Origin of the sequence: Corynebacterium tuberculostearicum, assembly GCF_030229345.1 — a bacterium.
Classification (GTDB): domain Bacteria; phylum Actinomycetota; class Actinomycetes; order Mycobacteriales; family Mycobacteriaceae; genus Corynebacterium; species Corynebacterium tuberculostearicum_G.
This window is the reverse complement of sequence record NZ_JASPGP010000017.1, coordinates 25,105-47,698: the sequence shown is the minus strand read 5'-3', so window position 1 is coordinate 47,698 and position 22,594 is coordinate 25,105. Positions and strand designations below refer to the sequence as shown.

Below are 22,594 nucleotides of genomic sequence, written 5' to 3'. Positions count from 1 at the left end.
AATGAAACGGGCCGACAACCCCAGACACAACAACACCCTCCTAAGGGAAAGTGTTGCAACGACCCTCTGAACTCAAGGCTTGAAACTGTTATGCTATTGGGAGCAATTGTTGTCGGTGAAAGGAGTAGGCAGTGCTCATCCGTCGTGTTTTTGCGTAAAACACTAAAGGAAGAACGGATTTAAGCATGCCTATTTTATTGAACGACCTTTCCCTAGTATGGCCCGATGGCACAACCTGCTTCAGTGGCCTAAACGGTGCCTTTTCTGGCCCTTTAACTGCGCTGATTGGGGATAATGGTGCAGGAAAGACATCTCTGTTAAACGTCATCCTTGGCAAAATCTTGCCTACTGCTGGAACGGTGGAAAAGCCGGAATCGATAGCGTACCTGCCACAAGACCTTGCTTGGAATGAAAATGATGTAGTAGCAGACATCTTCGGTGTCACCCAAGTGCTCACGGCGATTTCCGCAGTCGAAGCCGGTGAGTATGAACCAGAACTCTATGAGTTAATTGGGGAGCAATGGGACGTCGGTGAGCGCATTGCCGCTGCCCTTTCCGCCGCCGGATTGGATATCCCGTTGGACCGCCCTATCAAAAGCCTCTCTGGAGGCGAAGCGGTCCGCGTCGCTTTGGTGGCGGTTTTCTTGTCCGAGCCGGATTTCATTATCCTCGATGAACCGACCAATAACCTCGACGGAACTGCTAAGAAGCATCTGAAAGATATGTTGGTAAATGCCGCGGCGCCGGTGCTAGTGGTAAGCCATGACAAAGACCTGTTGGATGTAGTTTCCGAGGTAGCGGAATTAAGGGATGGGAACCTACGCTTCTTCCAAGGCAACTATTCCGACTACCTAGCCACGATTAATGCAGAACAGGAAGTAGCTCAGAAAGCAGTATCTACCGCCAAGGCGACTTATAAGCAGCAACTCCGCGAACAACAAGCAATGCAAACACGAATTGCGCGTGATGCGCGCCGTGGAAAGAAGTTCGCGGAGTCGAAGCGCAAACCAGGCATGACGATGAAGCTTGATAAGCAGCGATCCGAAAAGACGGCATCACGCAGAGCGCAAATCCATTCAGGCGCAGTTGAAGCGGCCCAACGCTCTTTAGCTCGAGCTGAGCGAAACATACGAGATGATGATTCGGTCTATATCGAGCTGCCACAAACTGAGCTGCCGGAAGGAAAGCGGGTTATTTCGATTCCTGGGCTGACGATTGTCGGCCCAGAACGGGTGCGCTTGTCAGGACCAAATGGAAGTGGCAAGACCACGCTCTTAAACCGAATTAACTCCGGTGAGGCGGGCTACGTGATCGGCAACTCGGGGTATTTGCGTCAACGAATTGGATTAGATCCTTCTCTAAGCGTATGGGACGTGGTTACCAACGCGAATCCACGAGAGGATCCGCAGTTCATCCGTGATCAGCTAGCTCAGTTGTTGTTTCAATCTGACTCGGTTCATGCGTTGACAGGGACCCTCTCGGGAGGCGAAAGATTTAGGGCGGAATTCGCCAGAGTGCTCTTAGCGGATCCGGCGCCGCAATTGCTAATGCTCGATGAGCCGACTAACAACATTGATATTTCAACTGTTGATTGGTTGGTCTCAGTTTTGAAAAACTATCGGGGCGCATTGCTAGTGGTTAGCCATGATGAAGATTTCTGCTCGCGGATCAAACTTACGAGGCAAGTTTCTATAGAGGACATTGGATGAGCCGACTCCAAGGTGGAGGTATCGCGAGTCAGTGCGCCACACCCCGCCCGAATTCAGCCCAAGGGTGAGCAGTGGCACAATGGTGGGCATGCTGAAAACCACGATTGATCTCTCCGCCATTGCGCACAACGTCCGCCTCATCAAGGAAAAGGTGGGGCCTGAGGTCAAGCTCATGTGCGTGGTCAAGGCCGATGCCTATGGGCACGGCGCGGCCAAGGTTGTGCCGGTGATGGCGCGCGCCGGTGCGGATTGCTTTGGCGTGGCCACCCTGCGGGAGGCGGTGGACCTGCGCCGCGCGGGCGTGGATGCGCCCATCGTGGCGTGGATTTGGCAAACAGATGAAATTCTCGAAGAAGCCTTGGCCAATGGAATCGAGGTAGCGGTCAACTCCCTTGAGCAGGCGCATAAGCTGGTCAAGGCCGATTTTCCTGCTGAGGTATACGTCAAGGTGGAAACCGGCATGCACCGCTCCGGTGTGGATGAAGAGGATTGGGCAGAGACCTTTAAGGTGTTGCGCGATGCCCCGCACATCAAGGTGCTTGGGCTCATGTCCCACTTTGCGTGTGCCGATGAGCCGGATAATCCGCACAATGACGCCCAGGAAGAGGCGTTCCGCACGGCCTTGCAGCTCGCGCGTGAGATTGGTTTGGAATGCCCAGTCAATCACCTGGCCAATTCACCTGCCGTACTGACGCGTCCTTCCTCTTATTTCGAGCAGGTGCGCGTAGGCGCCGCTTGCTATGGCTTGGAGCCCATCGAAGGACGCGAACACGGCTTGCGCCCGGCCATGACCTGGTCCGGGCAGATTTTTAACGTCAAGCCCATCAAACCGGGAGAGGGTACGTGCTACGGATTGACCTGGAAGGCGGATAAGCCGGGATTTTTGGCCACAGTGGACTGTGGTTATGCCGATGGTCTGCCGCGCGGCTATCAGGGCGACCTGCGCGTGGGCATTGGTGGGCACCTCTACCCGCAGGTAGGAAGAATCTGCATGGATCAGATTGTGGTGGACTTAGGTGAGAACCCGCATGGCGTGGACACAGGGCAAGACGCCGTGATCTTTGGCAACGGGGGAGTATCGGCTACGGATCTCGCCGCGGCAGCAGGCACCATCAACTATGAGGTGGTGTGCCTGCCCGATGGCCGCACCGAACGCGAATATATAGGAGAAGAAGATGCGCAGTAGCTTTCCGGAATCTGGCAGCCGCGACCTATCCACGGTGGAAGAAACCTATGCCTTTGGTGAAGAGCTAGGTGCGGCGCTTGAAGCCGGCGATGTAGTGATCCTGGATGGTCCGTTGGGGGCTGGGAAGACGACGCTGACGCAGGGCGTCGCCAAGGGCATGCACGTTAAAGGTCGCGTTACCTCGCCGACCTTTGTTATCGCCCGCGTGCATCGCTCCACGGTGGGTGGACCAGACCTTGTGCATGTGGATGCCTACCGCCTGCTCGATGAAGGCGGTGCTAATTCCGGGGATCCGCTAGGAGAGCTCGACGCGCTGGATCTGGACACGGAGCTAGAGGACGCCGTGGTTATTGCCGAATGGGGCGGGGGACTAGTAGAGCAGATTGCGGAGCGCTACCTATTTATCAGCATTGACCGCGAGCCGGTGGACTATGCCGGCGCAGAAGAGGATGTTCGCCGCTTCACATGGTCTTGGCAAGGTGTTGTATAGCACATATCTTGACCTTAAGGGGGATTAAGTGATGAATATCCCAGACCGCTGACTTGATCCGGGTATAACCACTACGTAATTCTATTAAGGTGTTGAATTTTCTCGCCTCAAGTCCTTTGCTTTCTCTCTTCGTCATCATGGCGGTGGGTCTAGCGATTGGCAAGATCAAGATCTTCGGCATCTCTCTCGGTGCCGCGGCTGCGATGTTTGTGGCGCTGGGTCTATCTACTGCCAATCCGGATATCCAAATTCCGCCGCTGGTCTATCAATTTGGCTTGGCGATCTTCGTTTATGCCATTGGCCTCAGCTTCGGGCCCTCCTTTGTTCGCGAGTTTAAAACCCGCGGCTGGAAGCTCACCGTCTTCATGCTGGGCATGTTGGTTGTCTTGGTTGCGGTTGGCTATGGCCTCATCCGTGGCTTTGGCCTGAGCGTGCCAGAGGCCGTCGGCATGTTCGCCGGTTCGCTCTCCTCCACGCCGGGCATGGCCGCTGTGGTGGAAATGGTGGGCGATTCCACTCCGGTCGTTGGCTACTCCTTGGCCTACCCAGGTGCGGTAATCGGCGCGATTCTCGTCGCCGCCATCGGCGCCAAGGTTGTCAAAGCCAACCATGAGGAAGATGCCCGCGCAGAGGGCATGATTCCCGCCGAGCTCGTAGCCAAAGGCGTGCGCCTGACCAAGAACTTCAATGACACCGCTGGCCATATCTACCGCGTTACCGGCCAGACCGTGGTGGCTACTCGTATCATCTCCGATGAGGAACGCCATCGCCTCGCCGTCCCGGAAATGCCACTGTGCGAGGGTGAAGCATACCTGCTCAATGGCTCCGAAGAGGCCGTCGACAAGGCCATTGAGATCTTGGGTGAGGAACACCCAGTGGAGCTGACCGAGGAAGCCGGTCTCAAGTACAGTCGCGTTACCGTGTCCAACCCGGAAATTGCCGGTAAGTCTGTCCGCGAGATCAAGGCCCTCGACCACGGCTTCATCATCGCTCGTATCCGTAAGGGCGATAAGGACCTCGTCCCGCACCCGGACACCGTGCTCAACTACTCGGATCGCGTTCGCGTGGTCACCAGCCCGAGCCGCCTGCCGTACGTGCGCAAATACCTCGGCGACTCTGAGGCCGCGTTGGGTAATGCGGACCTGTTGTCCATGGCCATCGGCCTGTCCTTGGGTATGCTGCTTGGCCTCATTCCGATTCCGATGCCGGGCGGTTCCACCCTGCAGCTGGGCTTTGGTGGCGGCCCCGTGGTCGTCGGCCTGCTCTTGGGCTACCTCAACCGTACCGGCCCGTTGAACTGGCAGATGCCATTCCACACCCGTGAGACCTTGTCCAATATGGGCCTTACCTTGTTCCTCGCCGGCGTGGGCACTTCGGCCGGCGCCTCCTTCCGCGATGCCCTGACGGATCCATCCTCCCTGACCATCATGGGCGTGGGCCTTATCATCACGTTGGTCTCCGCCATCCTGATCGGCGTCATCGGCATGCTGGTGCTGAAGCTCAAGTGGGACGAAGCCATGGGCTGTGCGGCCGGCATGACCACCAACCCCGCAGTCTTTGCCTATATTCGTGATCAAACCGGCACCGAGCTGGCCGGCCGCGGATGGGCCACGGTCTATCCCACCACAATTATCGGCAAGATTATTGCCTCGCAGGTATTGCTCTTGCTGTTGCTATAGCGGCAATCTCGCGCGTTAATTACTCACCCACAGGGTCGCCCGCCTACACTGGCAGGCACTACCCTGTGGGTTTTGTGTTGCGGTGAACCAGGTAGCATCGGTTGCCAGAACTACCGCCGCCCGCCTGATACTTAAACATTTTTCAAGGAGCCATACTCACCCCATGACTAATTTCGCTCGCAACCTCACCGCCGCCATCATCGCCATCTTTATCGTTGTCATGATGGTTCTTCTTGCTTCCTCCACACTGCGCGAGGAAAACCACTTAGAGGGAAACCTCTCCTCCACGCTGGCCAAGGCGCCAAATAACTTGGAGGTCATGACCGTCATGCCCACCGACGTCTATGGCGAGGAATACCCTGCCATTGGTTTCATCTGCCCGGGCATGCGTGAAGACAAGGTTAAAGAGGCACAGATCGATACCGAGAACATCACCTTTGAAGACGGTGCGGTGCCGGAAGGCAAGAGCTACGCGGTAGCCATTTCCCAGAGCGCTAAGCCCTTCATCGAAGAGCTGGATCCGGAGAAGGTCGAGGTGTGCGAGATGATTGACATGCAGGTCAAGGCCATGGAGCAGCAGGGCCAGAGCCTTGATGGCGGCGTTCCCATGATCCAGGGCACCCAGCCGCTGGGCTTCCAGCGCGAGGATGGCACCTGGAAGATGGTCGCCTAATGCGCGTCCTCGCGATCGATACGGCCACCACCGCCCTGGTTACCGGGGTAGTGGATACCGCCACCGGGCAGACCACCGAGCGTGTGTTGGAGGATACCCGCGCGCATAATGAGCTGCTCATTCCTACCATCACCGAGGTCCTCGCAGAAGCGGGCATGGAGTATTCCGATCTCGATGCGGTGGTCACCGGCGTGGGCCCGGGTCCATTTACCGGGTTGCGCGTGGGTATGGCGACGGCCTCCGCGCTTGCCGACGCCCTCTCTATCCCCCTCCACGGCATCTGCACCCACGATGCCATCGCGGCCGCCGCCGAGCTTCACGTAGATCCTGCCGCCGCGGCCGACGAAGCCACCGCCTTGGTAGCTACCGATGCTCGCCGCAAGGAGATTTACTGGGCCACTTACCGCGCTACCGACTCCGGCGTGCAGCGCATTTCTGGTCCTGCGGTGACGAAACCGGCCGAACTCGAAGTGGAACTTGCCTCCACCGCCGAGGTCATCATTCCTGACCGCCTTGCTGAGCAACTCCCCGAGAAGCTTGCCACCCTTCCACACCGCGCGGCCCATCCGACCGCGTCGGCCCTCGTTGCCGCGGCCGACCTCGAGGCAGAACCGGCTCCCGTCGTGCCGCTGTACCTACGCCGCCCGGATGCGGTCCCGCCGAAGCAGCAACAGCTTTCTGCCGCCATCCCGAAGGTCGAGCTGTGAAGCTACGCGAGCTGACCCCGGCCGATACACCTCGGTGCGCCGAGCTGGAAGAGGTCCTTTTCCCAGGCGAAACTCCGTGGTCCAGCCGGATTTTCCGGGAAGAAATGGCCCAGCCCTTCAACTTCTATTTCGGGGTGGAAGGTGCGATCGAGGAACCGGCGACCGTAAAGCTGTTGGGCTATGCGGGCATCGGCATGATGGGCCCGGCCGCGGACCCGGAGTTTGAAATCCACACCATTGGCGTCGACCCCGCCGCGCAGCGCCGCGGCATCGCGCGGATGATGATGGACAATATCTGCCACATCGCGGATCTCAAGGACGCCCCGGTCTTCCTCGAGGTTCGCGTGGGCAATGATCCCGCTATCGGCCTGTATGAGCGCTACGGCTTTGCCAAGCAGGGGATCCGCAAGAACTATTACCAACCTTCCGGGGCGGATGCGCACGTGATGGTGCGCCCGCGCCAGTCCGAGCGCCCAGAAGATTAAGGAGCAGTCATGAAGATCATGGGTATCGAGTCCTCCTGCGATGAAACCGGCGTGGGCATCGTCGAGCTGCGCGAGGACGGCCACATGGAGATCATCGCTAACGCCGTTGCTTCCTCCATGGAGCAGCACGCGCGTTTCGGCGGTGTCGTCCCGGAAATCGCCTCCCGTGCCCACCTTGAGGCCATGCCGCAGGTCATGCAAGCAGCGCTGAATGAGGCGGGCATCGAAAAGCCGGATGCCATCGCCGCCACCGTGGGGCCGGGTCTAGCCGGTGCCTTGCTGGTGGGAGCCTCGGCCGCCAAGGCCTATGCCGCGGCTTGGGGCGTACCTTTCTACGGCGTTAACCACCTCGGCGGCCACGTTGCCGTGGCCAACCTAGAAGGCGAAGAGCTGCCGCACTCGGTGGCCCTCTTGGTCTCGGGCGGGCATACACAGTTGTTGGAAGTAGAGGCCGTCGGCAAGCCCATGCGCGAGTTGGGCTCTACGCTTGACGACGCCGCCGGTGAAGCCTACGACAAAGTCTCCCGCCTCCTTGGTTTGGGCTACCCGGGCGGTCCGGTGATTGATAAGCTCGCTGCCCGCGGCGAGGCCACCATCGATTTCCCGCGCGGCATGTCCCGCGCCGAGGATCTGCGCGGCCCGCACCGCCACGACTTCTCCTTCTCTGGGCTCAAGACCTCCGTGGCCCGCTATGTGGAGCGCGCCGAAAAGGCAGGGGAGACCATCAGCGTGGAAGATGTCTGCGCCAGCTTTCAAGAAGCCGTGGCCGATGTCCTGACCGCCAAGGCCGTGCGTGCCTGCGAGGACACCGGCGCCCGCGTGCTGCTTTTGGGAGGCGGCGTGGCCGCTAATTCCCGCCTGCGCGAGCTGGCCGCCGAGCGCTGCGCCGCCGCTGGAGTAGAGCTGCGCGTGCCGCGCTTTTCCCTGTGCACCGATAACGGCGTGATGATCGCGGCCATCGGCGCGCAGCTCATCCACGAAGGCGCCCAGCCCTCTGGCCTTGGCGTGGGCACCGATACCCAGCTGGATGTGGAAGAGCCGCAGTTAACCTAAAGTTCTTCTCGCCCGCGCTGCAGGCGGGGCAGGGGGCCGGTACTCTAAAGAGCGTTCATGCCCTCTTGGCTTTATGAAGGAGCTTTCTCTCATGACCGTCGGTTTCCTTGTCAACCCTGATCTCACCCGCCGCAAGCTCGAGTTCGAGCTGGAGCACGCCAACCAGTTCCTGGGCGGCACCACCGAGGACCGCGTCTCCGTTGTTTTCCAGGAAGATGGCACCACCTACGCCGCGCTCTACAACCCCGAGGCCAAGGCCGAAGGCGCCGAGCCGAACCCGGTAGCCTCCCTGGCACGCAACGCAGCCGCCACCGGCAACGCCGCCTTCCTGCAGGACCCCATCCGCTCCATCTGCGGCCCCGTCATTTTCGTTGATGCCGAGGGCGAAGACACCACCATCGATACCGTCATCGAATCCGTGGAACAGGGCATTCGCGCAGTGAAGAACTACCGCGAAGATAACCCGGAGGAATACACCCTCTGGCGCGCGGCCGTTATCAACTCCGATAAGAGCCTCTAAACCCCAGCCCCTCACAGGTAGGGTTCAAGCGTTTTTCGCGCGCTCGTAATACGGTGTTCACATTCTTATGGTGTTCTAGGGAGCCGTACCGCTTCTTCTAAGACACCAAAGGTGAAAACTGTATGCTCCGTTCGTCGCGCTTCGTCGCCTCCTTCGCCACCGCCCTCGCAGTAGGTGGCGCCACCGCCATCGTGCCCGCCACCCCGGCGCTGGCCGCTGACTCGCCCATCTACCGCACCATCCTGCAACCGGGCGAGGATGAATCCCAGGTCATGGTCACCTGGCGCACGAAGTCCAAGGCAGACGAGGTCCTCGAGATCACCGGCCCAGAAGGCACCACGACCTTCCGCGCCGATGAGCGCGATTACGGCGCCCTGCTGTATAAGTCCCAGTTCGCCACCGCTACCAACCTGCAGCCGGATACGGAGTACTCCTACCGCGTCGGATCCGAGGAAGGCGGCTGGTCCGAGCCAGAGACTTTTAACACCGGCTCCAATGGCGATGACTGGTCTTTCCTTACCGTCGCTGACCCGCAGATCGGCGTGGACCTCAAGGTGGATGACCAAGCCGAACAGTGGCGCAAGACCATTGGTCACGCGGCCTCCCACGTGCCGAATGCCAGCATGATCTGGTCCCTGGGTGACCAGGTGGAGGGTTGGGGTGCGCAGGTACCGCAGTACGATGCATACTTCTCCGCCCCGGAGATCCGTCACATCCCCACCAACACGGTCCCGGGAAATCACGAGACCTATAACCTCACCATGAAGCATCATGATGAGCATTTCTCCAACCCACACCAAGCGGACGATATCCGCGACCACTACTTCGAACGCAATAACGTACTCTTCATCGGCCTGGACTCCAATGCTTCTTCCGACGCCGATATCGCCCGCCACGAGCAGTTCCTGCGTGAGGCCATCGAATCCCGCGGCGCGGATAATGACTGGATCGTCGTCGGCATGCACCACGGCCCGTACTCCCAGGGCTCGCATCACTTTGATAAGGACGTCACCAACCTGCGCGAGAAGCTCACCCCGGTGCTGTCTGAACTCAATGTCGATGCCGTGCTCTCCGGCCACGACCACATCTACACCCGCAGCCACCTGATGAAGAACAACAAGCCGGTCCTGCCTGAAAAGAAGCCGCAGCGCGGCGATGTTCTCGAGCCCAAGGATGGCGAGGCGCTGTACCTGACCACCACCACCGCGGGCGGCGGCAAGTACTACGACTTCACCGACGTGAATAACAAAAAGCACAAGGGCGCGCGCATGGAGACCATCGATCCAAAGCTTGCCCACGAATCCACCGCCATGTGGCGCCAGGACTACACCGAGGACTACATGCGCGTGGACGTCTCCGATGACAAGCTCACCTTCACCACCTTCAACGAAGGCGATAACACGCTGGTGGACAAGGTTTCCCTCAAGAAGAAGGATCGCGGCGCTGCGCCTGCCGACGACGCCACCAACCCCGCCGACTCCGCCGAGTCCACCGACCCAGACACCCCGGCGGTGCCTAAGGATCCGAAGGACGGCAGCTCCCTGAGCTCCAGCGATATTTTCGGCGGGCTCAGCTCGAAGAAGTAGCTAGCGTCGCCCCATTGGCTAGCGCTCCGTATGGCGCAGCCACGCCAATACGGCCTTGACCCGCCGGTTGGAATCCTCGGGCCGAAACCCGAGCTTCATAAACACATTGGAGACATGCTTGCTTACCGCTCCGGCGGTAAGAACGAGCGTGTCTTCAATTTCTTTATTGCTCAATCCTTGGGCCATAAGCCCCAGTACCTCCCGCTCGCGGGCGGTGAGCTGGGCTAAACCAGTACGCCGCGCCGACAGTAACGCTGTGACCACCTCGGGGTCCACCACGGTGCCGCCGCGGGCGACCTCGTCTAGCGTGCGCACGAATTCTTCCACATCAGAAACGCGCTCCTTGAGCAGGTAGCCAAAGCCGCCGTGCTCCAAGAGTTGGTCGAGGTAGCTTGCCGCTACGTATTGGCTCAACACCACCACCGGCTGGGTGGGATTGGCCGCTCGCAGGTCATGCACGGCGCGCAAGCCATCGTCGGTCATGGTCGGTGGCATGCGCACATCGCTGATAATGAGGTCAAAATCTTCCTGCCCGGCAATAGCGCGCAGTTCTTCGGCATCCGTGGCTGCCGTAACGCTATGGCCCAAGGCGCTAAGTAGCTGCTCGAGCCCCGCGCGCAGCAGCGCGGAATCTTCCGCCAGTAGTAGTTTCATTCCGCCTCCTTCAGCGGTAATTCGACCTGCAGCCGACCACCGCGTTCGCGCGCAGCCGCGTCATCTGCTGCGGAAAAGTTCACCGTGCCGCCCAGTGTGGCGGCGCGTTCGCGCAACCCGGCGAGACCGGTGCCCGTCTCAGCTGGCTCCTTGGCCGTGGGACCGAGGTCAGCTCCGGGGCCGGGGCAGGGTCCGGTGCCATTATCAACGATGTCTAAGCGCAGCGTGTCCCCAAAAGCAACTGTTACCGTCGCCTGGGTGGCCGCGCCATGTTTGGAAGCATTGGTAAGCGCCTCGGCCACCGCGTGGTAAGCCAGCAGGGCAGTGGTCTCATCCACGGAGCGCTCGGCGCCTTCGACGTGTAGTTCGGTCTCCAGCCCGGAGTGGGCGAGGAGTTCGTCGAGGGCGGGGATAAGTCCGGCGTCGAAAAGCACCTGCGGGGCAATGCCACGCACCGTCGCCCGCAGGGAGGCCAAGGCCAATGAGGCGTTATGTTCCGCATCGGCCAGGGCCGGTTGCGCCTCGGGAGGGGCCTGCAATTTCGCTGCGGCCAAGTTGAGCTTGAGCGCAGTGAGGTACTGCTGCGGACCATCGTGCAGCTCGCGTTCGATGCGGCGGCGCTCGCCGGAAAAGGCATCGATAAGCGTGGCACGCGAGGCCGCCAACTCCTCGGCCGAAGGGCTCAACGCCAGCCGGGTCAGCGAGGTCGACGCCAAGACCAACAGGCGGTTAAGCCCTACCAATAAAGCCACCAGCAACGCCGCGGTAAGCCAGCAGGTAAAGAAAATGAGCGGACGGTTGGAGGTAGACCACCCGCCAAAGGAGAATTCGGTATTTGGTACGAACGGCGCAATTGCCAGCACGCCCGCCGTAAAACCCACGGCAGTCCACGCGGCAAAGCAGGCAGCCGAAATCAATAGCTGCACAATAAGGTGATAAAACTGCTGCCAATCAAACCACCGTCCCGCGCGCCGGGGTGGGATCTCCACGCCCATCCAGTTCGCACCCAACCGGCCGACAAATTCCGCGGCGCGTCCCACCAGCGGAATCCACGGCAGCATCAGCACCGAAACCACCAACGCCGGGATAAATAGCGCGCCGAGGACGAGGCTCCACGCGCAGGCTTTGAGGGTTCGCATAACCCATGAGCCTAGCCGCCCTGCCGCGGTGGGGGCAGTAGAGCTAGCTCTACCATTTTCTGGGCGGCCCACTCCATGTCTTTCTTCTGCGCGGCCGAGTGGAATCAAGGGCATGTTAAAAGCAGATAACCTCAGCAAGCGCTACGGCCGCCACACCGTGCTCAATCGCGTCACTGTGTCCATCGCCGCGGGCGAATTCGTCGCCATCATGGGACCTTCCGGCAGCGGGAAAACCACGCTGCTGAACCTGTTATCCGGGCTGGATAAGCCCACCTCCGGCCGAGTCAATGCGCCGGGGCGCAAGCAGCGGGCCTTTGTGTTCCAGGACTATAACCTGCTGGAATCCCTCAACGCGCAGCGCAATGCCACCTTGACCGCGCGCTTTTCCGGCCGGCGCCCTGCACGCGGCCAGGTGGCGGAGGTCTTTGACTCGCTCGGCCTTGCTGGGCTGGAGCGCCGCCTGCCCGCGCAGCTTTCCGGCGGGCAGCAGCAACGCGTGGCCGTCGCCCGGGTACTGCTGGCCCAGGCGCCCTATATCTTCGCTGATGAGCCTACGGGCGCGCTTGACGATGCCACCGCATCCACCGTACTTTCCCACCTGCGCGCCGCCGCCCGCGATGGTGCCAGCGTGGTCATGGTGACTCACTCGCACCTCGCCGCTGAGGCGGCCGACAGGATCATCTCCTTAGAGGAGGCGGCCCATGCTGGTGTGGCTTAAGGACTTACAGTCCAATTGGCTTTCGTGGCTGGCCGTGGCGCTGACCCTGGTGGTGTCTTCCGCCTCGTGCACGCTGGCGCTGGCCATGCTGGTGGCCTCCTCCGACGCTGAAGAAAATCCCGCCGGCCCGCTGGGCGGCACGGTGCTCGGCATGGCCCTGTGCGTGGTGGTGTTGGTGACGCTATCGCAGATGCGCCTTATCATCTCCGAGCGCGAGCCGGTCTACCGCTCCTGGCGCATGGTGGGCATGCCCGGGTGGATGATTGTTGCGTTCATTCTGGGCCAAGTCGCAGCGGTCAGCGCGGCCGCTGGACTCCTCGGCGTGCTGCCGGCCCGCCCTCTGCTCGCCCCGTGCGTGCACGCCCTGCGCAGCGACGGCATCCCCATGCCGGATATCGCCATAACCGGCCAGGTCACCGCCATTGCGGTAGCCGTCTGCACGTCCGCGGCCGTGGTGGGGGCGCTGCCTCCACTGCGCCGCGTGTTCCGGCCGCGTACTCCCGCACATCCGGCGTGGCTTCTGGTGAAATTCGCGCTTGCGGCCGCGGCCATCGGCGGCACGGTCTACGGGTGCCTGCACATCGATGACCCCGGCGACCTCCTCTCGGCCGAGATGGGGCTTGTCATCCTCGTCGCCCTCTTGTTGCCCTGGCTCATGCCCGGCATCGACCAATGGACCCGCGCGGCCGGCATCGCTGGGGCCAACGTGCGCGTGCGCCGGCACTTTTCCACCCCACACATCGTGCCGTGGGTACTCATCGGCGGCTTTATCGTCGCCGTCGGCTCGGGCCTGCGCTTTGGAAACGACGCAGGCGTCGGCGGCACCTTGTCCTCGTGGCAGGTCTTCGTCGCCCTTTTAGGGCCGGTCTTTGCCCCCAGCATCGTGGGCGCCGTGCTTACCTCGCTGCTGATGCGCGGGCGCATCGCCTCCGATATCCGCGGCCTCACGCTGGCCGGCGCCACTCCCTCGGCCTGGGCGCGCGTGCAAGTAGGGGAGGCGGCGTGCCTCACCCTGACTGCGGCCGGCGTGGTGTGCGCGCTGTGCTTGGCGACGCTCCTCCCTCTCCACCACCTGCTCACCCCACAGGTCCCCTTCGCCCGAACGCTGGTAGACGAGCTGTGGTGGTCGGCCTTCGTCGTGATTTTTGGTGCCATGTTTATTGCTGTGGGCGTCGTCAAGCTGGCGCTGGCCGGCTTCGTGCGCGCCGGGCAACGGGAGCACTGAAGGGATCGCTGAGGGCGTAGAAATGTGGGCCGGGTCATTGTTGAGGGTTAGCAGTCACGAGGGTAGAGTGCTAATCAGGTTGTTTGACCCACAGTTGTTCACCCGCGACGACGGCTGTGCTGGACATCCACAACCGGCACGCGCGCGCCATACCGGCGCGCATACGAACACTACGGAGGAAACATCATGGCAAACATCAAGCCTCTCGAGGACCGCGTCCTCGTACAGATCGTAGAAGCTGAAACCACCACCGCTTCCGGCCTGGTTATCCCGGATTCCGCCAAGGAAAAGCCACAGGAAGCTACCGTCGTTGCCGTAGGCCCAGGCCGCACCAACGACAAGGGTGAGGTCACCCCGGTAGGCGTCAACGAGGGCGATACCGTTGTCTTTTCCAAGTACGGCGGCACCGAGCTGAAGTACAACGGTGAGGAGTACCTGCTGCTGTCCTCCCGTGACCTGCTCGCCGTCATCGAGAAGTAGGCCCACTTATGGCAAAGCTCATTGCATTCGACCAAGAAGCCCGCGAGGGAATCCAGCGCGGCGTCGATACGCTGGCTGATGCCGTCAAGGTCACCCTCGGCCCGCGCGGCCGCAACGTCGTGCTGTCTAAGGCCTTCGGTGGTCCCACCGTCACCAATGACGGCGTGACCATCGCCCGCGATATCGACATCGAGGAGCCCTTCGAGAACCTCGGCGCGCAGCTGGTCAAGTCCGTTGCGGTCAAGACCAATGACATCGCTGGCGACGGCACCACCACCGCTACCTTGCTGGCCCAGGCGCTGATCTTCGAGGGCCTGCGCAACGTAGCGGCCGGCGCCAACCCCATCGAGCTCAACCGCGGCATCGCGGCGGCGGCCGAAAAGGCCGTCGAGGAGCTCAAGGCCCGGGCCACCGCGGTCAACTCCTCTTCCGAAATCGCCCAGGTAGCTACCGTCTCCTCCCGCGATCCGGAGGTTGGCGAGATGGTTGCCGGCGCCATGGACAAGGTGGGCAAGGACGGTGTGGTCACCGTCGAGGAATCCCAGACCATCGACTCCGCCGTCGACGTCACCGAGGGTATTTCCTTTGACAAGGGCTACCTTTCCCCGTACTTCGCTACGGAGGAAGAGACCTACCACGCCGTGCTGGACGACGCCGCAGTATTGCTCGTCCGCAACAAGATCTCCTCCCTGCCGGACTTCCTGCCGCTGCTGGAGAAGATCGCCGAGACCAATCGCCCGACCCTCATCATCGCGGAGGACATCGAGGGCGAGCCGCTGCAGGCGCTCGTCGTCAACTCCATCCGCAAGGTGCTCAAGGTCGCGGCCGTTAAGGCTCCGTACTTTGGCGAGCGCCGCAAGGGATTCATGGATGACCTGGCCGTCGTTACCGGCGCCACCGTCATCGACCCAGAGGTGGGCGTCAACCTCAACGAGGCTGGCCTTGACGTGCTCGGTTCTGCCCGCCGCGTGACCATCACCAAGGATGACACCGTCATCGTCGATGGCGGCGGCACCGCTGAGGCAGTAGAAGAACGCCGCGAGCACATCCGACGCGACATCGAGCGCACCGATTCCACCTGGGACAAGGAAAAGCTCGAGGAGCGCCTGGCTAAGCTCTCCGGCGGTGTGGCCGTCATCCGCGTTGGTGCGGCTACCGAGACCGAGGTCAACGAGCGCAAGCTGCGCGTCGAAGACGCCATCAACGCGGCCCGCGCGGCCGTTGAAGAGGGCGTCATCGCCGGCGGCGGCTCCGTGCTGGTCCAGATTTCCAAGGAACTCGAGTCCTTCGCCGAGGGCTTTGAGGGCGAGGCCAAGGTCGGCGTTCTTGCCGTCGCCCGCGCCCTGACCCGCCCGGCCTACTGGATCGCCGAAAACGCTGGCCTCGACGGCGCCGTCGTCGTCTCCCGCGTCGCCGAGATGTCCAACGGTGAGGGCTTCAACGCCAATACCCTCGAGTACGGCAACCTCATCGATAACGGCATTATCGACCCGGTGAAGGTCACCCACTCCGCCGTGGTCAACGCCACCTCCGTGGCCCGCATGGTTCTTACCACCGAGGCCTCCGTGGTGGAAAAGCCACAGGAAGAGCAGCCTGCTGACGCCGGTCACGGCCACCAGCACTAAACCTTCCCAACATCGCCCGCCCCGCTTCCCGCGCGACGGGTTTTGTTGTACCTAGACTAGGCCCGTGGAATACATCAAGGTCACCGGCGCACGCGAAAACAACCTACGCAATATCTCCCTGTCCATCCCTAAGCGCCAGCTCACCGTCTTTACCGGCGTATCCGGCTCCGGCAAATCCTCCCTGGTCTTCGACACCATCGCGGCCGAGTCCCAGCGGCTTATTAACGAGACTTACCCCGGATTCGTGCAGGGGTTTATGCCGTCGTTGGCCCGGCCGGACGTCGATAAGCTAGAGCATCTCACGGCCGCCATCGTGGTGGGCCAGGAGCCCATGGCCGCCTCCTCGCGCTCCACCTTTGGCACCGCCACCGATATCACTGCCATGCTGCGCGTGCTGTATTCGCGCATGGCCACCCCGCGCGCCGGCGGCCCGGCGGCCTACTCCTTTAATGTGCCCTCCGCCTCCGGCCAGGGCGCCATCGAGGTCAACGGCACCAAGGAGGTGCGCCGGTTCGAGCGCACCGGCGGCATGTGTCCCGAATGCGAGGGCACCGGCCGCGGCGAAAATCTGCGATACCCTGTGCACCGTCGGCCTGGGGTATGTCACCCTAGGCCAGCCGCTGTCTACCTTTTCCGGCGAGCGCCAGCGCCTCAAGCTCGCAGCGCACCTGAGCGATAGGAAGTCCACCGCTGATGTGCTGGTCCTCGACGAGCCCACGACCGGCCTGCACCCGGCAGATACCGCCCGGATTCTGACGCTGCTGGATGAGCTGGTGGACTCCGAGCACACCGTCATCTGCATCGACCACGATCTGGCCGTTCTCGCGCATGCGGATCACGCCATCGACTTGGGCCCCGGCGCCGGTTCGGCCGGCGGCCAGCTGGTCTTTAGCGGCACCCCAGCCGACCTAGCCGAGCAGCAAGACTCGGTGACGGGGCGCTTTCTTGCCGACGCCCTCGTCTCCCCCCTAACCTTCTGCCTTAAGCGTTGACCGGCGCGGCGGCGCGGCGGCGCTGGCGCAGCGCAACGACGCGCTCGGATTCGCTCATTCCGCCCCAGACGCCGTAAGGCTCGGCGGATTGCAGAGCATGCTCGCGGCACAGATCAATGACCGGGCAGGAATTGCAGATGGCCTTGGCGCGGTTCTCGCGCTGGGCGCGGGCACGGCCACGCTCGCCATCTGGGTGATAAAACACGTCCGAGTTTTCTCCGCGGCAGGCGCCTTGTAGCTGCCAATCCCACAGGTCAGCGGTGGGACCGGGAAGCAAATGAGGCTGAGACACGTTACTTAGCTCCTTTGTAAGGGCGAGAATTCTTGTGTTGCTTCCGCAGCGTTACGGAAAGCAACCTCACGTAGTGTTTCGCGCGTGGGTTAACGATGGGTTACCTATTTTTGACTTTTAGGTATTCTTCCCTTGATCTCCCCTCCGGTACCACGGTTTACCAGCGGAAACGACAAAGGTTAACGGTTTGTGAATTTTCTTCCGCTCGGGTTGCGCACGCGCTGGGGCCGCGCGTTGCCTTTGCATAATCTTCCCGTGTGCCAATATGGTTAGTTACCGGTCTAAAACATGTCAGAGGGTGCATACGTGAGTGATAAGGAACAGGAGCTAGCGGATCTCGTCCCGCATGCCGTCGACGGCAGCCGTCGAGCGCTGCAAAAAGTCCTGCGGATCATTCACCCGCAGGTGCTGCGCTACTGCCGCGCCCGCATCGGCGGCGGTCGCCAACCCACCGCGGAGGATGTAGCCCAGGAGATCTGTCTTGCAGTGGCCACCTCTATTGGCTCCTACGAGGACAAAGGTCGCCCGTTTATGGCCTATGTCTACGGCATTGCGTTCAATAAGGTCACCGATGCCCACCGCGCCATGGGGCGCGATAAGTCCACCCCTACCGAAGAAATTCCAGAGGACTCCGCGCATGATGCCACCCCTGAAGAGTGGGCACTGGAGGCCGACGGTAGTAACAGAATGCGCGCCTTGCTCGATACGTTAAGTGACAAGGCGAAAAACATCGTGATTCTGCGCGTGTTCAACGGTTTGTCGGCAGAAGAGACCGCGGAAATTGTGGGTTCTACCCCAGGCGCGGTTCGTGTCGCACAACACCGAGCGCTCGCTCAATTGCGAAAGACCCTGCAAGCCGCCCAGGAAACTGCGCGCTAAGGGCCTAACGGCCGACTCGTACAGCAGATATCTTTTAACAGAAAGGAAGGGGGAGAGACACCATCATGGCACCGAAGCACCACGGCGATAATGACGGCCTTGCAGACCAGCTCCAGCCCTTGGTAGATGATGATGCATTCCTCACCGAGCTTTCGAAGGGAACTAACCCTTCCGAAGGCCAGGATGACCTGGCGGAGCTGCTGCTGGAGTTAAAGGGGGACGTCGACAAGCAGATGCCTCCAGCCCCGCTGGTAGAAGGCGCCGACGCTGAGCCTGAGGTCATCGACCTAGGCCAGGCCCGCAAGCGCCGCCGCGGCGGCCCGTTCGTACATGGGCTCATCGGTGCGGCGGCCGCAACCCTAGTCATCGCTGGAGCCGGTGGAGCCATGCTGCACGCCGGAACCTTTGATAAGGGCGATAAGACCCGCAATGTGGAGCTGGCCGGCACGCTGGAAGAGATGGAATCTCGCGCGGCCGAAGGCGATATTGAAGGCGCTCGCGAACTGATGAAGGACGCCCGTGCCAAGCTGGATGAGGCCGAAGGCAAAGAAGAAAAGGCCGTAGCCGCCAACCGCGAGGCGGAACAAAAGCGCGCTGCGCAACCGAAGCCCACCCCGCACACCGTGACGGAGACTGCCACCGAAACCGTGGCGGAAGAAGCTTCGCAACCGGAACAGCAGCCGGAGCAGGTCACCGTGACCGAAACTCAGTACGCCACCGAAACCGTGGTGGTCACGGAACAGGGGCAGCCAAACCCGCAGCCCAACCCCAACGTTGAGGATGAGCCGACGACCACCATCGAGTTGGGCCAGCAGCAGTAGAAGCTAGCGGCCCTCTAGGCCATCCAAGTAACCCAACGCGTAGTCCCAAGGTACGTAGCGGGAGGGATCCGGCTCAGCACCTGGCTCATGCACCGGCGCTAGCTCGCCTTCAAGGGTGGCGCGCATATTGGCGGCCATAATGTCCCACTCGTAGAAGTGGTTTTCCTGGCAATCCTCGCACAGGAAGAAGATGCCATCGATGCCGCGTGGGCCGAGGATGGACGCGAATTTCTGCACCAGCGCGAGGTCGTGGATGATGGCGATCCGGTCGTCGTCGGTAAGCGGCATGACCTGCTCGTCCTCCTCCAGGAAGGAGGCGGGGTCATTCGGATCATCGGCGAAAGGATCGCGGGGCATATTGGCGAAGAAGTTCACGCCTGCGAGCCTATTGAACTTACCCTCCCGAGGCAATTTACCCCCTGCCCAAATGGTGTCGTCGGCCGGCAACGCACTACAGTTGTGGTAGCCGCTAAACCTGTTAAGGAGAGACCTCGATGAGCGAGAACCGTATTCATACTGGTGGAGATGACCCGAACAAGGTAGCCCTGCGCGGCCTGACCTTTGATGATGTGCTCCTTTTGCCCGCCGAATCCAATATCGTGCCCTCCGAGGTCGATACCGGCGCGCAATTTACCCGCAATATCCGCCTCGGCGTCCCGCTTGCCTCGGCCGCCATGGATACCGTGACCGAGGCCCGCATGGCTATTGCCATGGCCCGTCAGGGCGGCATCGGCGTGCTGCACCGCAACCTGTCCACCGAGGACCAGGCCGAGCAGGTAGAGATTGTGAAGCGCTCCGAGTCCGGCATGGTCACCGACCCCATCACCGCCCGCCCGGATATGACCATCGGGGAAGTAGACGCGCTGTGCGCCCGCTTCCGCATCTCCGGCCTGCCGGTGGTAGACGAGGACGGCATCCTGTTGGGCATTTGCACCAACCGCGATATGCGCTTCGAGCCTGACTTTGACCGCAAGGTCAGCGAGGTCATGACGGCCATGCCGCTCGTCGTTGCGCGCGAGGGTGTATCTAAGAAGGAAGCCCTAGAACTGCTCTCGGCCAATAAGGTGGAAAAGCTGCCCATCGTCGATGCGGATAATAAGCTCACCGGCCTGATTACCGTCAAGGACTTTGTCAAGACCGAGCAGTACCCTAACGCGTCCAAGGACTCGGCCGGCCGCCTGTTGGTCGCGGCCGGCATCGGTACCGGCGAGGAGTCCTACCAGCGCGCCGCCGCGCTTGTCGACGCCGGCGTGGACGCCCTCGTCGTCGACTCCGCCCACGCCCACAACAACCGCGTGTTGGAAATGGTCTCCCGCGTGCAAAAGGATTTCGGTTCCAAGGTCGATGTCATCGGCGGTAACCTCGCCACCCGCGAGGCCGCGCAGGCAATGATCGATGCCGGCGCCGACGCCATCAAGGTCGGCATCGGCCCGGGCTCCATTTGCACCACCCGCGTCGTCGCCGGCGTGGGCGCGCCGCAGATTACGGCCCTGATGGAGGCCGCCGCAGTAGCCGGACCGGCCGGTGTACCGGTTATCGGCGATGGTGGCATGCAGTACTCCGGCGACGTCGCCAAGGCCCTGGCGGCCGGCGCCGATACCGTCATGCTGGGCTCCATGTTCGCCGGCACCACCGAAGCCCCCGGTGACATCGTGGTCTACCAGGGCAAGCAGTACAAGCGCTACCGCGGCATGGGCTCCATGGGCGCCATGCAGGGCCGCGGACTTTCCGGCGAGAAGCGCTCCTACTCCAAGGACCGCTATTTCCAGGCCGACGTCCGCAGCGAGGACAAGCTGGTTCCGGAAGGCGTCGAGGGCCGCGTGCCCTTCCGCGGCGATATCGATGCCATCGTGCACCAGATTATCGGCGGCCTGCGCGCTTCCATGGGCTATACCGGCTCCGCCACCCTGGCCGAACTGAAGACCAAGCGCTTCGTCCAAATCACCGCCGCGGGCTTGAAGGAATCCCACCCGCACCACCTGCAGCAAATCGCAGAAGCACCAAACTACCGCTAGGAATATCATGCGTGAATACGCCGAAATTGGCATCGGCCGCGAGGCCCGCCGCACCTTCGATCTAGAGCAACTATCCATCGTGCCGCAGCGTCGTACCCGTTCCTCCAAGGACGTGGACACCACCTGGCACATCGATGCCTATACCTTCGACATCCCCTTCGTGTCCCACCCCACTGATGCGCTCGCCACCCCCGAGTTCATCATCGAGATGGGCAAGCAGGGCGGCCTAGGCGTCATTAATGCCGAGGGCCTGTGGGGCCGCCACAAGGACCTCGAGGGCGCCCTAGCCCGCATTTACTCGCAGCCGGGCGATAACTCCATCATCCAGGAGCTGCACGCCGCCCCGCTTGACGACGCCCTCCTTACCGAGCGCATCTCCCAAGTCCGCGACTCCGGAGTCACCGTTGCTGTGCGCGTATCCCCCCAAAATGCTCGCGAGATGGCCCCGAAGGTCATCGCGGCCGGTGCCGAGTTGCTGTTTATCCAGGGCACCCTAGTCTCGGCCGAGCACGTAGCTACCGGCGGCGAGCCGCTGAACCTCAAGGAGTTCATTGGCTCCCTTGACGTTCCCGTCATTGCCGGCGGAGTTACCGACTACACCACCGCGCTACACCTGATGCGCACCGGCGCGGCCGGCGTCATCGTAGGCGCGGGTGTGACCACCAACGCCGAGACCGTTGGCATCGACTCGGCCATGGGCACCGCGATTGCCGACGCCGCCGCAGCCCGCCGCGACTACCTCGACGAGACCGGCGGCCGCTATGTACACATCATCGCCGATACCGAGTTTGAAAACTCCGGCAATATTGCCAAGGCCTTCGCCTGCGGCGCTGATGGTGTTGCTCTCGGCCCACTGCTTGCCCAAGCCCGCGAGGCCGGCGGCAAGGGCTGGTACTGGCCTGCCACAGCCGGACACCCGCGTTTCCCACGCGGCTTCGTCCAGTTCTCCGGGGCCGATACCGACTTGGACGTCGATTTCCTCACCACCGGTACCCCGGCCGAAGCCACAGAAGAATCGGCCGCCCCGTCGCTGGAAACCGTGCTGCACGGTCCCTCCAGCGAGCCTTTCGGCCGCACCAACCTGGTCGGCGCGCTGCGCCGTTCCATGGCCAAGTGTGGCTACACCGACCTGAAGTCCTTCCAGAAGGTCGAACTCGCCGTTCGCTACTAATCCGCGCGAGAGTCCTGACGCGGCTGTGCCTTCTTGGCGCAGCCGCGTTTCTTTGTCTCAGGGCTTCCTTCGTCGCCGAACAGATACCAGTTGGCGAGGTAGGAGAGTGGTTTAGGAAACCAATTGCCAGCCGCCCTCACGCCTCCACGTGGTCTTGTCCGTCGTTGGCCGCCATTGCCCTGAGTTGTGGACTGGGCACACGCGTACTCCCGAGGGATTGAGCTCTACAACCTTCTCTTCGCCGCTCGCGCGTAGAACCACCGAATTTTGCGCTACTTCTGGATGCCCCACGCGCTCTGCCTGCTGCGTGCCGCACAATGGAACCCACTCATCCCACTCGCTTCCAAAGACTTCCGCGGCCGGAAGCGTCACCTGTTGCGGGCCTTGTTCATCCAGCGCAGACGCCACCTCGGCCGTAGTTGGGGTGGCGTCACAACCGCACAACAACAGCCCCGCGGCGAGCACAATAGTCAAGCGCTTCATAAGCTATCAGTT

23 protein-coding genes and 1 pseudogene are annotated in these 22,594 nt (G+C 61.8%); 19 read left to right on the top strand and 5 right to left on the bottom strand.

The annotated features are described in order from the left end of the window. The first annotated feature begins 185 nt into the window (after nt 1-185). The 10 genes from QP884_RS10620 to QP884_RS10575 all read left to right on the top strand — a co-directional run bounded on the left by QP884_RS10620 (nt 186) and on the right by QP884_RS10575 (nt 10,088). Entirely contained in the window at nt 186-1,709 is a 1,524-nt protein-coding gene (locus QP884_RS10620) for an ABC-F family ATP-binding cassette domain-containing protein (RefSeq protein WP_150850432.1), read from the top strand. An 82-nt stretch (nt 1,710-1,791) separates the two neighbouring features. Then, complete coding sequence (gene alr, locus QP884_RS10615) at nt 1,792-2,895, top strand: alanine racemase (protein ID WP_284821990.1); 1,104 nt, start codon at nt 1,792-1,794, stop codon at nt 2,893-2,895. Next, nucleotides 2,885-3,385 (top strand): tRNA (adenosine(37)-N6)-threonylcarbamoyltransferase complex ATPase subunit type 1 TsaE, encoded by a 501-nt coding sequence (gene tsaE, locus QP884_RS10610; protein ID WP_284821988.1) that lies wholly within the window; start codon nt 2,885-2,887, stop codon nt 3,383-3,385. Before alr ends, tsaE begins: the two co-directional genes overlap by 11 nt. 89 nt (nt 3,386-3,474) lie before the next feature. Continuing rightward, nucleotides 3,475-5,064, top strand: a complete 1,590-nt coding sequence (locus tag QP884_RS10605; protein WP_284821987.1) for an aspartate:alanine exchanger family transporter — start codon at nt 3,475-3,477, stop codon at nt 5,062-5,064. A gap of 163 nt (nt 5,065-5,227) precedes the next feature. Further along, complete coding sequence (locus QP884_RS10600; RefSeq protein ID WP_284814307.1) at nt 5,228-5,737, top strand: hypothetical protein; 510 nt, start codon at nt 5,228-5,230, stop codon at nt 5,735-5,737. Beyond that, nucleotides 5,737-6,444 carry a tRNA (adenosine(37)-N6)-threonylcarbamoyltransferase complex dimerization subunit type 1 TsaB gene (tsaB, locus tag QP884_RS10595; protein WP_284821986.1) on the top strand — a complete coding sequence of 236 codons (708 nt, stop codon included), beginning with the start codon at nt 5,737-5,739 and terminating at the stop codon, nt 6,442-6,444. The genes QP884_RS10600 and tsaB overlap by 1 nt, the downstream gene beginning before the upstream one ends. Beyond that, nucleotides 6,441-6,929: a ribosomal protein S18-alanine N-acetyltransferase gene (gene rimI / locus QP884_RS10590; protein WP_284821985.1), complete on the top strand. Its 489-nt coding sequence runs from the start codon at nt 6,441-6,443 to the stop codon at nt 6,927-6,929. The genes tsaB and rimI overlap by 4 nt, the downstream gene beginning before the upstream one ends. A gap of 9 nt (nt 6,930-6,938) precedes the next feature. Beyond that, complete coding sequence (gene tsaD, locus QP884_RS10585; RefSeq protein ID WP_005326850.1) at nt 6,939-7,982, top strand: tRNA (adenosine(37)-N6)-threonylcarbamoyltransferase complex transferase subunit TsaD; 1,044 nt, start codon at nt 6,939-6,941, stop codon at nt 7,980-7,982. 91 nt (nt 7,983-8,073) lie between these two features. Further along, nucleotides 8,074-8,502, top strand: a complete 429-nt coding sequence (locus QP884_RS10580; protein ID WP_005326848.1) for a hypothetical protein — start codon at nt 8,074-8,076, stop codon at nt 8,500-8,502. Nucleotides 8,503-8,624: 122 nt separating this feature from the next. Continuing rightward, nucleotides 8,625-10,088: a metallophosphoesterase family protein gene (locus QP884_RS10575; RefSeq protein WP_284821984.1), complete on the top strand. Its 1,464-nt coding sequence runs from the start codon at nt 8,625-8,627 to the stop codon at nt 10,086-10,088. 18 nt (nt 10,089-10,106) lie between these two features. Here the strand turns inward: QP884_RS10575 and QP884_RS10570 are convergent, their stop codons facing one another. Both QP884_RS10570 and QP884_RS10565 read right to left on the bottom strand, forming a co-directional pair. Continuing rightward, entirely contained in the window at nt 10,107-10,742 is a 636-nt protein-coding gene (locus tag QP884_RS10570; RefSeq protein ID WP_005322707.1) for a response regulator, read from the bottom strand. Further along, nucleotides 10,739-11,881: a sensor histidine kinase gene (locus tag QP884_RS10565; protein ID WP_284821983.1), complete on the bottom strand. Its 1,143-nt coding sequence runs from the start codon at nt 11,879-11,881 to the stop codon at nt 10,739-10,741. Before QP884_RS10565 ends, QP884_RS10570 begins: the two co-directional genes overlap by 4 nt. Nucleotides 11,882-11,993: 112 nt before the next feature. Between QP884_RS10565 and QP884_RS10560 the strand changes: the two genes are divergently transcribed. The 5 genes and pseudogenes from QP884_RS10560 to QP884_RS10540 all read left to right on the top strand — a co-directional run. After that, complete coding sequence (locus QP884_RS10560; protein ID WP_284821982.1) at nt 11,994-12,599, top strand: ABC transporter ATP-binding protein; 606 nt, start codon at nt 11,994-11,996, stop codon at nt 12,597-12,599. Beyond that, nucleotides 12,583-13,824: an FtsX-like permease family protein gene (locus QP884_RS10555; RefSeq protein ID WP_284821981.1), complete on the top strand. Its 1,242-nt coding sequence runs from the start codon at nt 12,583-12,585 to the stop codon at nt 13,822-13,824. The genes QP884_RS10560 and QP884_RS10555 overlap by 17 nt, the downstream gene beginning before the upstream one ends. A 186-nt stretch (nt 13,825-14,010) precedes the next feature. After that, nucleotides 14,011-14,304 carry a co-chaperone GroES gene (groES, locus tag QP884_RS10550; protein WP_005322702.1) on the top strand — a complete coding sequence of 98 codons (294 nt, stop codon included), beginning with the start codon at nt 14,011-14,013 and terminating at the stop codon, nt 14,302-14,304. Between the two features lie 8 nt (nt 14,305-14,312). Beyond that, a complete protein-coding gene (gene groL / locus QP884_RS10545) occupies nt 14,313-15,929 on the top strand; it encodes a chaperonin GroEL (protein WP_284792314.1) in 1,617 nt (538 codons plus the stop codon). 64 nt (nt 15,930-15,993) lie between these two features. Further along, nucleotides 15,994-16,882: pseudogene (locus QP884_RS10540) on the top strand (AAA family ATPase); the annotation flags it as partial. Between the two features lie 28 nt (nt 16,883-16,910). Here the strand turns inward: QP884_RS10540 and QP884_RS10535 are convergent. After that, nucleotides 16,911-17,213 (bottom strand): WhiB family transcriptional regulator, encoded by a 303-nt coding sequence (locus tag QP884_RS10535; RefSeq protein ID WP_005326832.1) that lies wholly within the window; start codon nt 17,211-17,213, stop codon nt 16,911-16,913. A 306-nt stretch (nt 17,214-17,519) separates the two neighbouring features. Here QP884_RS10535 and QP884_RS10530 point away from each other — a divergent pair, with 306 nt between their 5' ends. Beyond that, nucleotides 17,520-18,092, top strand: coding sequence for a sigma-70 family RNA polymerase sigma factor (locus tag QP884_RS10530; protein WP_284821980.1), 573 nt, complete (start codon nt 17,520-17,522; stop codon nt 18,090-18,092). 65 nt (nt 18,093-18,157) lie between these two features. After that, the gene (locus tag QP884_RS10525; RefSeq protein ID WP_284821979.1) at nt 18,158-18,913 is read left to right on the top strand and encodes a hypothetical protein; all 756 of its coding nucleotides are present in this window, start codon (nt 18,158-18,160) and stop codon (nt 18,911-18,913) included. Nucleotides 18,914-18,916: 3 nt separating this feature from the next. On the opposite strand, the gene QP884_RS10520 is transcribed toward QP884_RS10525, so the two are convergent. Then, nucleotides 18,917-19,288: a DUF5319 domain-containing protein gene (locus QP884_RS10520; RefSeq protein WP_005326826.1), complete on the bottom strand. Its 372-nt coding sequence runs from the start codon at nt 19,286-19,288 to the stop codon at nt 18,917-18,919. Between the two features lie 119 nt (nt 19,289-19,407). On the opposite strand from QP884_RS10520, the gene guaB reads away from it, so the two are divergent. Both guaB and QP884_RS10510 read left to right on the top strand, forming a co-directional pair. Beyond that, nucleotides 19,408-20,928 carry an IMP dehydrogenase gene (guaB, locus tag QP884_RS10515; RefSeq protein ID WP_284765977.1) on the top strand — a complete coding sequence of 507 codons (1,521 nt, stop codon included), beginning with the start codon at nt 19,408-19,410 and terminating at the stop codon, nt 20,926-20,928. A gap of 7 nt (nt 20,929-20,935) precedes the next feature. Continuing rightward, the gene (locus QP884_RS10510) at nt 20,936-22,099 is read left to right on the top strand and encodes a GuaB3 family IMP dehydrogenase-related protein (protein ID WP_005322688.1); all 1,164 of its coding nucleotides are present in this window, start codon (nt 20,936-20,938) and stop codon (nt 22,097-22,099) included. Between the two features lie 111 nt (nt 22,100-22,210). On the opposite strand, the gene QP884_RS10505 is transcribed toward QP884_RS10510, so the two are convergent. Beyond that, nucleotides 22,211-22,582, bottom strand: coding sequence for a hypothetical protein (locus QP884_RS10505; RefSeq protein ID WP_284821978.1), 372 nt, complete (start codon nt 22,580-22,582; stop codon nt 22,211-22,213). Nucleotides 22,583-22,594 lie beyond the last annotated feature (12 nt).

What these genes read in the sequence shown, in the direction of transcription:
- QP884_RS10620 (WP_150850432.1), top strand. Translation starts at nt 186, where the DNA reads ATGCCTATTTTATTGAACGACCTTTCCCTAGTATGGCCCGATGGCACA.
- tsaE (WP_284821988.1), top strand. Translation starts at nt 2,885, where the DNA reads ATGCGCAGTAGCTTTCCGGAATCTGGCAGCCGCGACCTATCCACGGTG.
- QP884_RS10600 (WP_284814307.1), top strand. Translation starts at nt 5,228, where the DNA reads ATGACTAATTTCGCTCGCAACCTCACCGCCGCCATCATCGCCATCTTT.
- tsaB (WP_284821986.1), top strand. Translation starts at nt 5,737, where the DNA reads ATGCGCGTCCTCGCGATCGATACGGCCACCACCGCCCTGGTTACCGGG.
- tsaD (WP_005326850.1), top strand. Translation starts at nt 6,939, where the DNA reads ATGAAGATCATGGGTATCGAGTCCTCCTGCGATGAAACCGGCGTGGGC.
- QP884_RS10580 (WP_005326848.1), top strand. Translation starts at nt 8,074, where the DNA reads ATGACCGTCGGTTTCCTTGTCAACCCTGATCTCACCCGCCGCAAGCTC.
- QP884_RS10575 (WP_284821984.1), top strand. Translation starts at nt 8,625, where the DNA reads ATGCTCCGTTCGTCGCGCTTCGTCGCCTCCTTCGCCACCGCCCTCGCA.
- QP884_RS10570 (WP_005322707.1), bottom strand. Translation starts at nt 10,742, where the DNA reads ATGAAACTACTACTGGCGGAAGATTCCGCGCTGCTGCGCGCGGGGCTC.
- QP884_RS10565 (WP_284821983.1), bottom strand. Translation starts at nt 11,881, where the DNA reads ATGCGAACCCTCAAAGCCTGCGCGTGGAGCCTCGTCCTCGGCGCGCTA.
- QP884_RS10560 (WP_284821982.1), top strand. Translation starts at nt 11,994, where the DNA reads ATGTTAAAAGCAGATAACCTCAGCAAGCGCTACGGCCGCCACACCGTG.
- QP884_RS10555 (WP_284821981.1), top strand. Translation starts at nt 12,583, where the DNA reads ATGCTGGTGTGGCTTAAGGACTTACAGTCCAATTGGCTTTCGTGGCTG.
- groES (WP_005322702.1), top strand. Translation starts at nt 14,011, where the DNA reads ATGGCAAACATCAAGCCTCTCGAGGACCGCGTCCTCGTACAGATCGTA.
- groL (WP_284792314.1), top strand. Translation starts at nt 14,313, where the DNA reads ATGGCAAAGCTCATTGCATTCGACCAAGAAGCCCGCGAGGGAATCCAG.
- QP884_RS10525 (WP_284821979.1), top strand. Translation starts at nt 18,158, where the DNA reads ATGGCACCGAAGCACCACGGCGATAATGACGGCCTTGCAGACCAGCTC.
- guaB (WP_284765977.1), top strand. Translation starts at nt 19,408, where the DNA reads ATGAGCGAGAACCGTATTCATACTGGTGGAGATGACCCGAACAAGGTA.
- QP884_RS10510 (WP_005322688.1), top strand. Translation starts at nt 20,936, where the DNA reads ATGCGTGAATACGCCGAAATTGGCATCGGCCGCGAGGCCCGCCGCACC.
- QP884_RS10505 (WP_284821978.1), bottom strand. Translation starts at nt 22,582, where the DNA reads ATGAAGCGCTTGACTATTGTGCTCGCCGCGGGGCTGTTGTTGTGCGGT.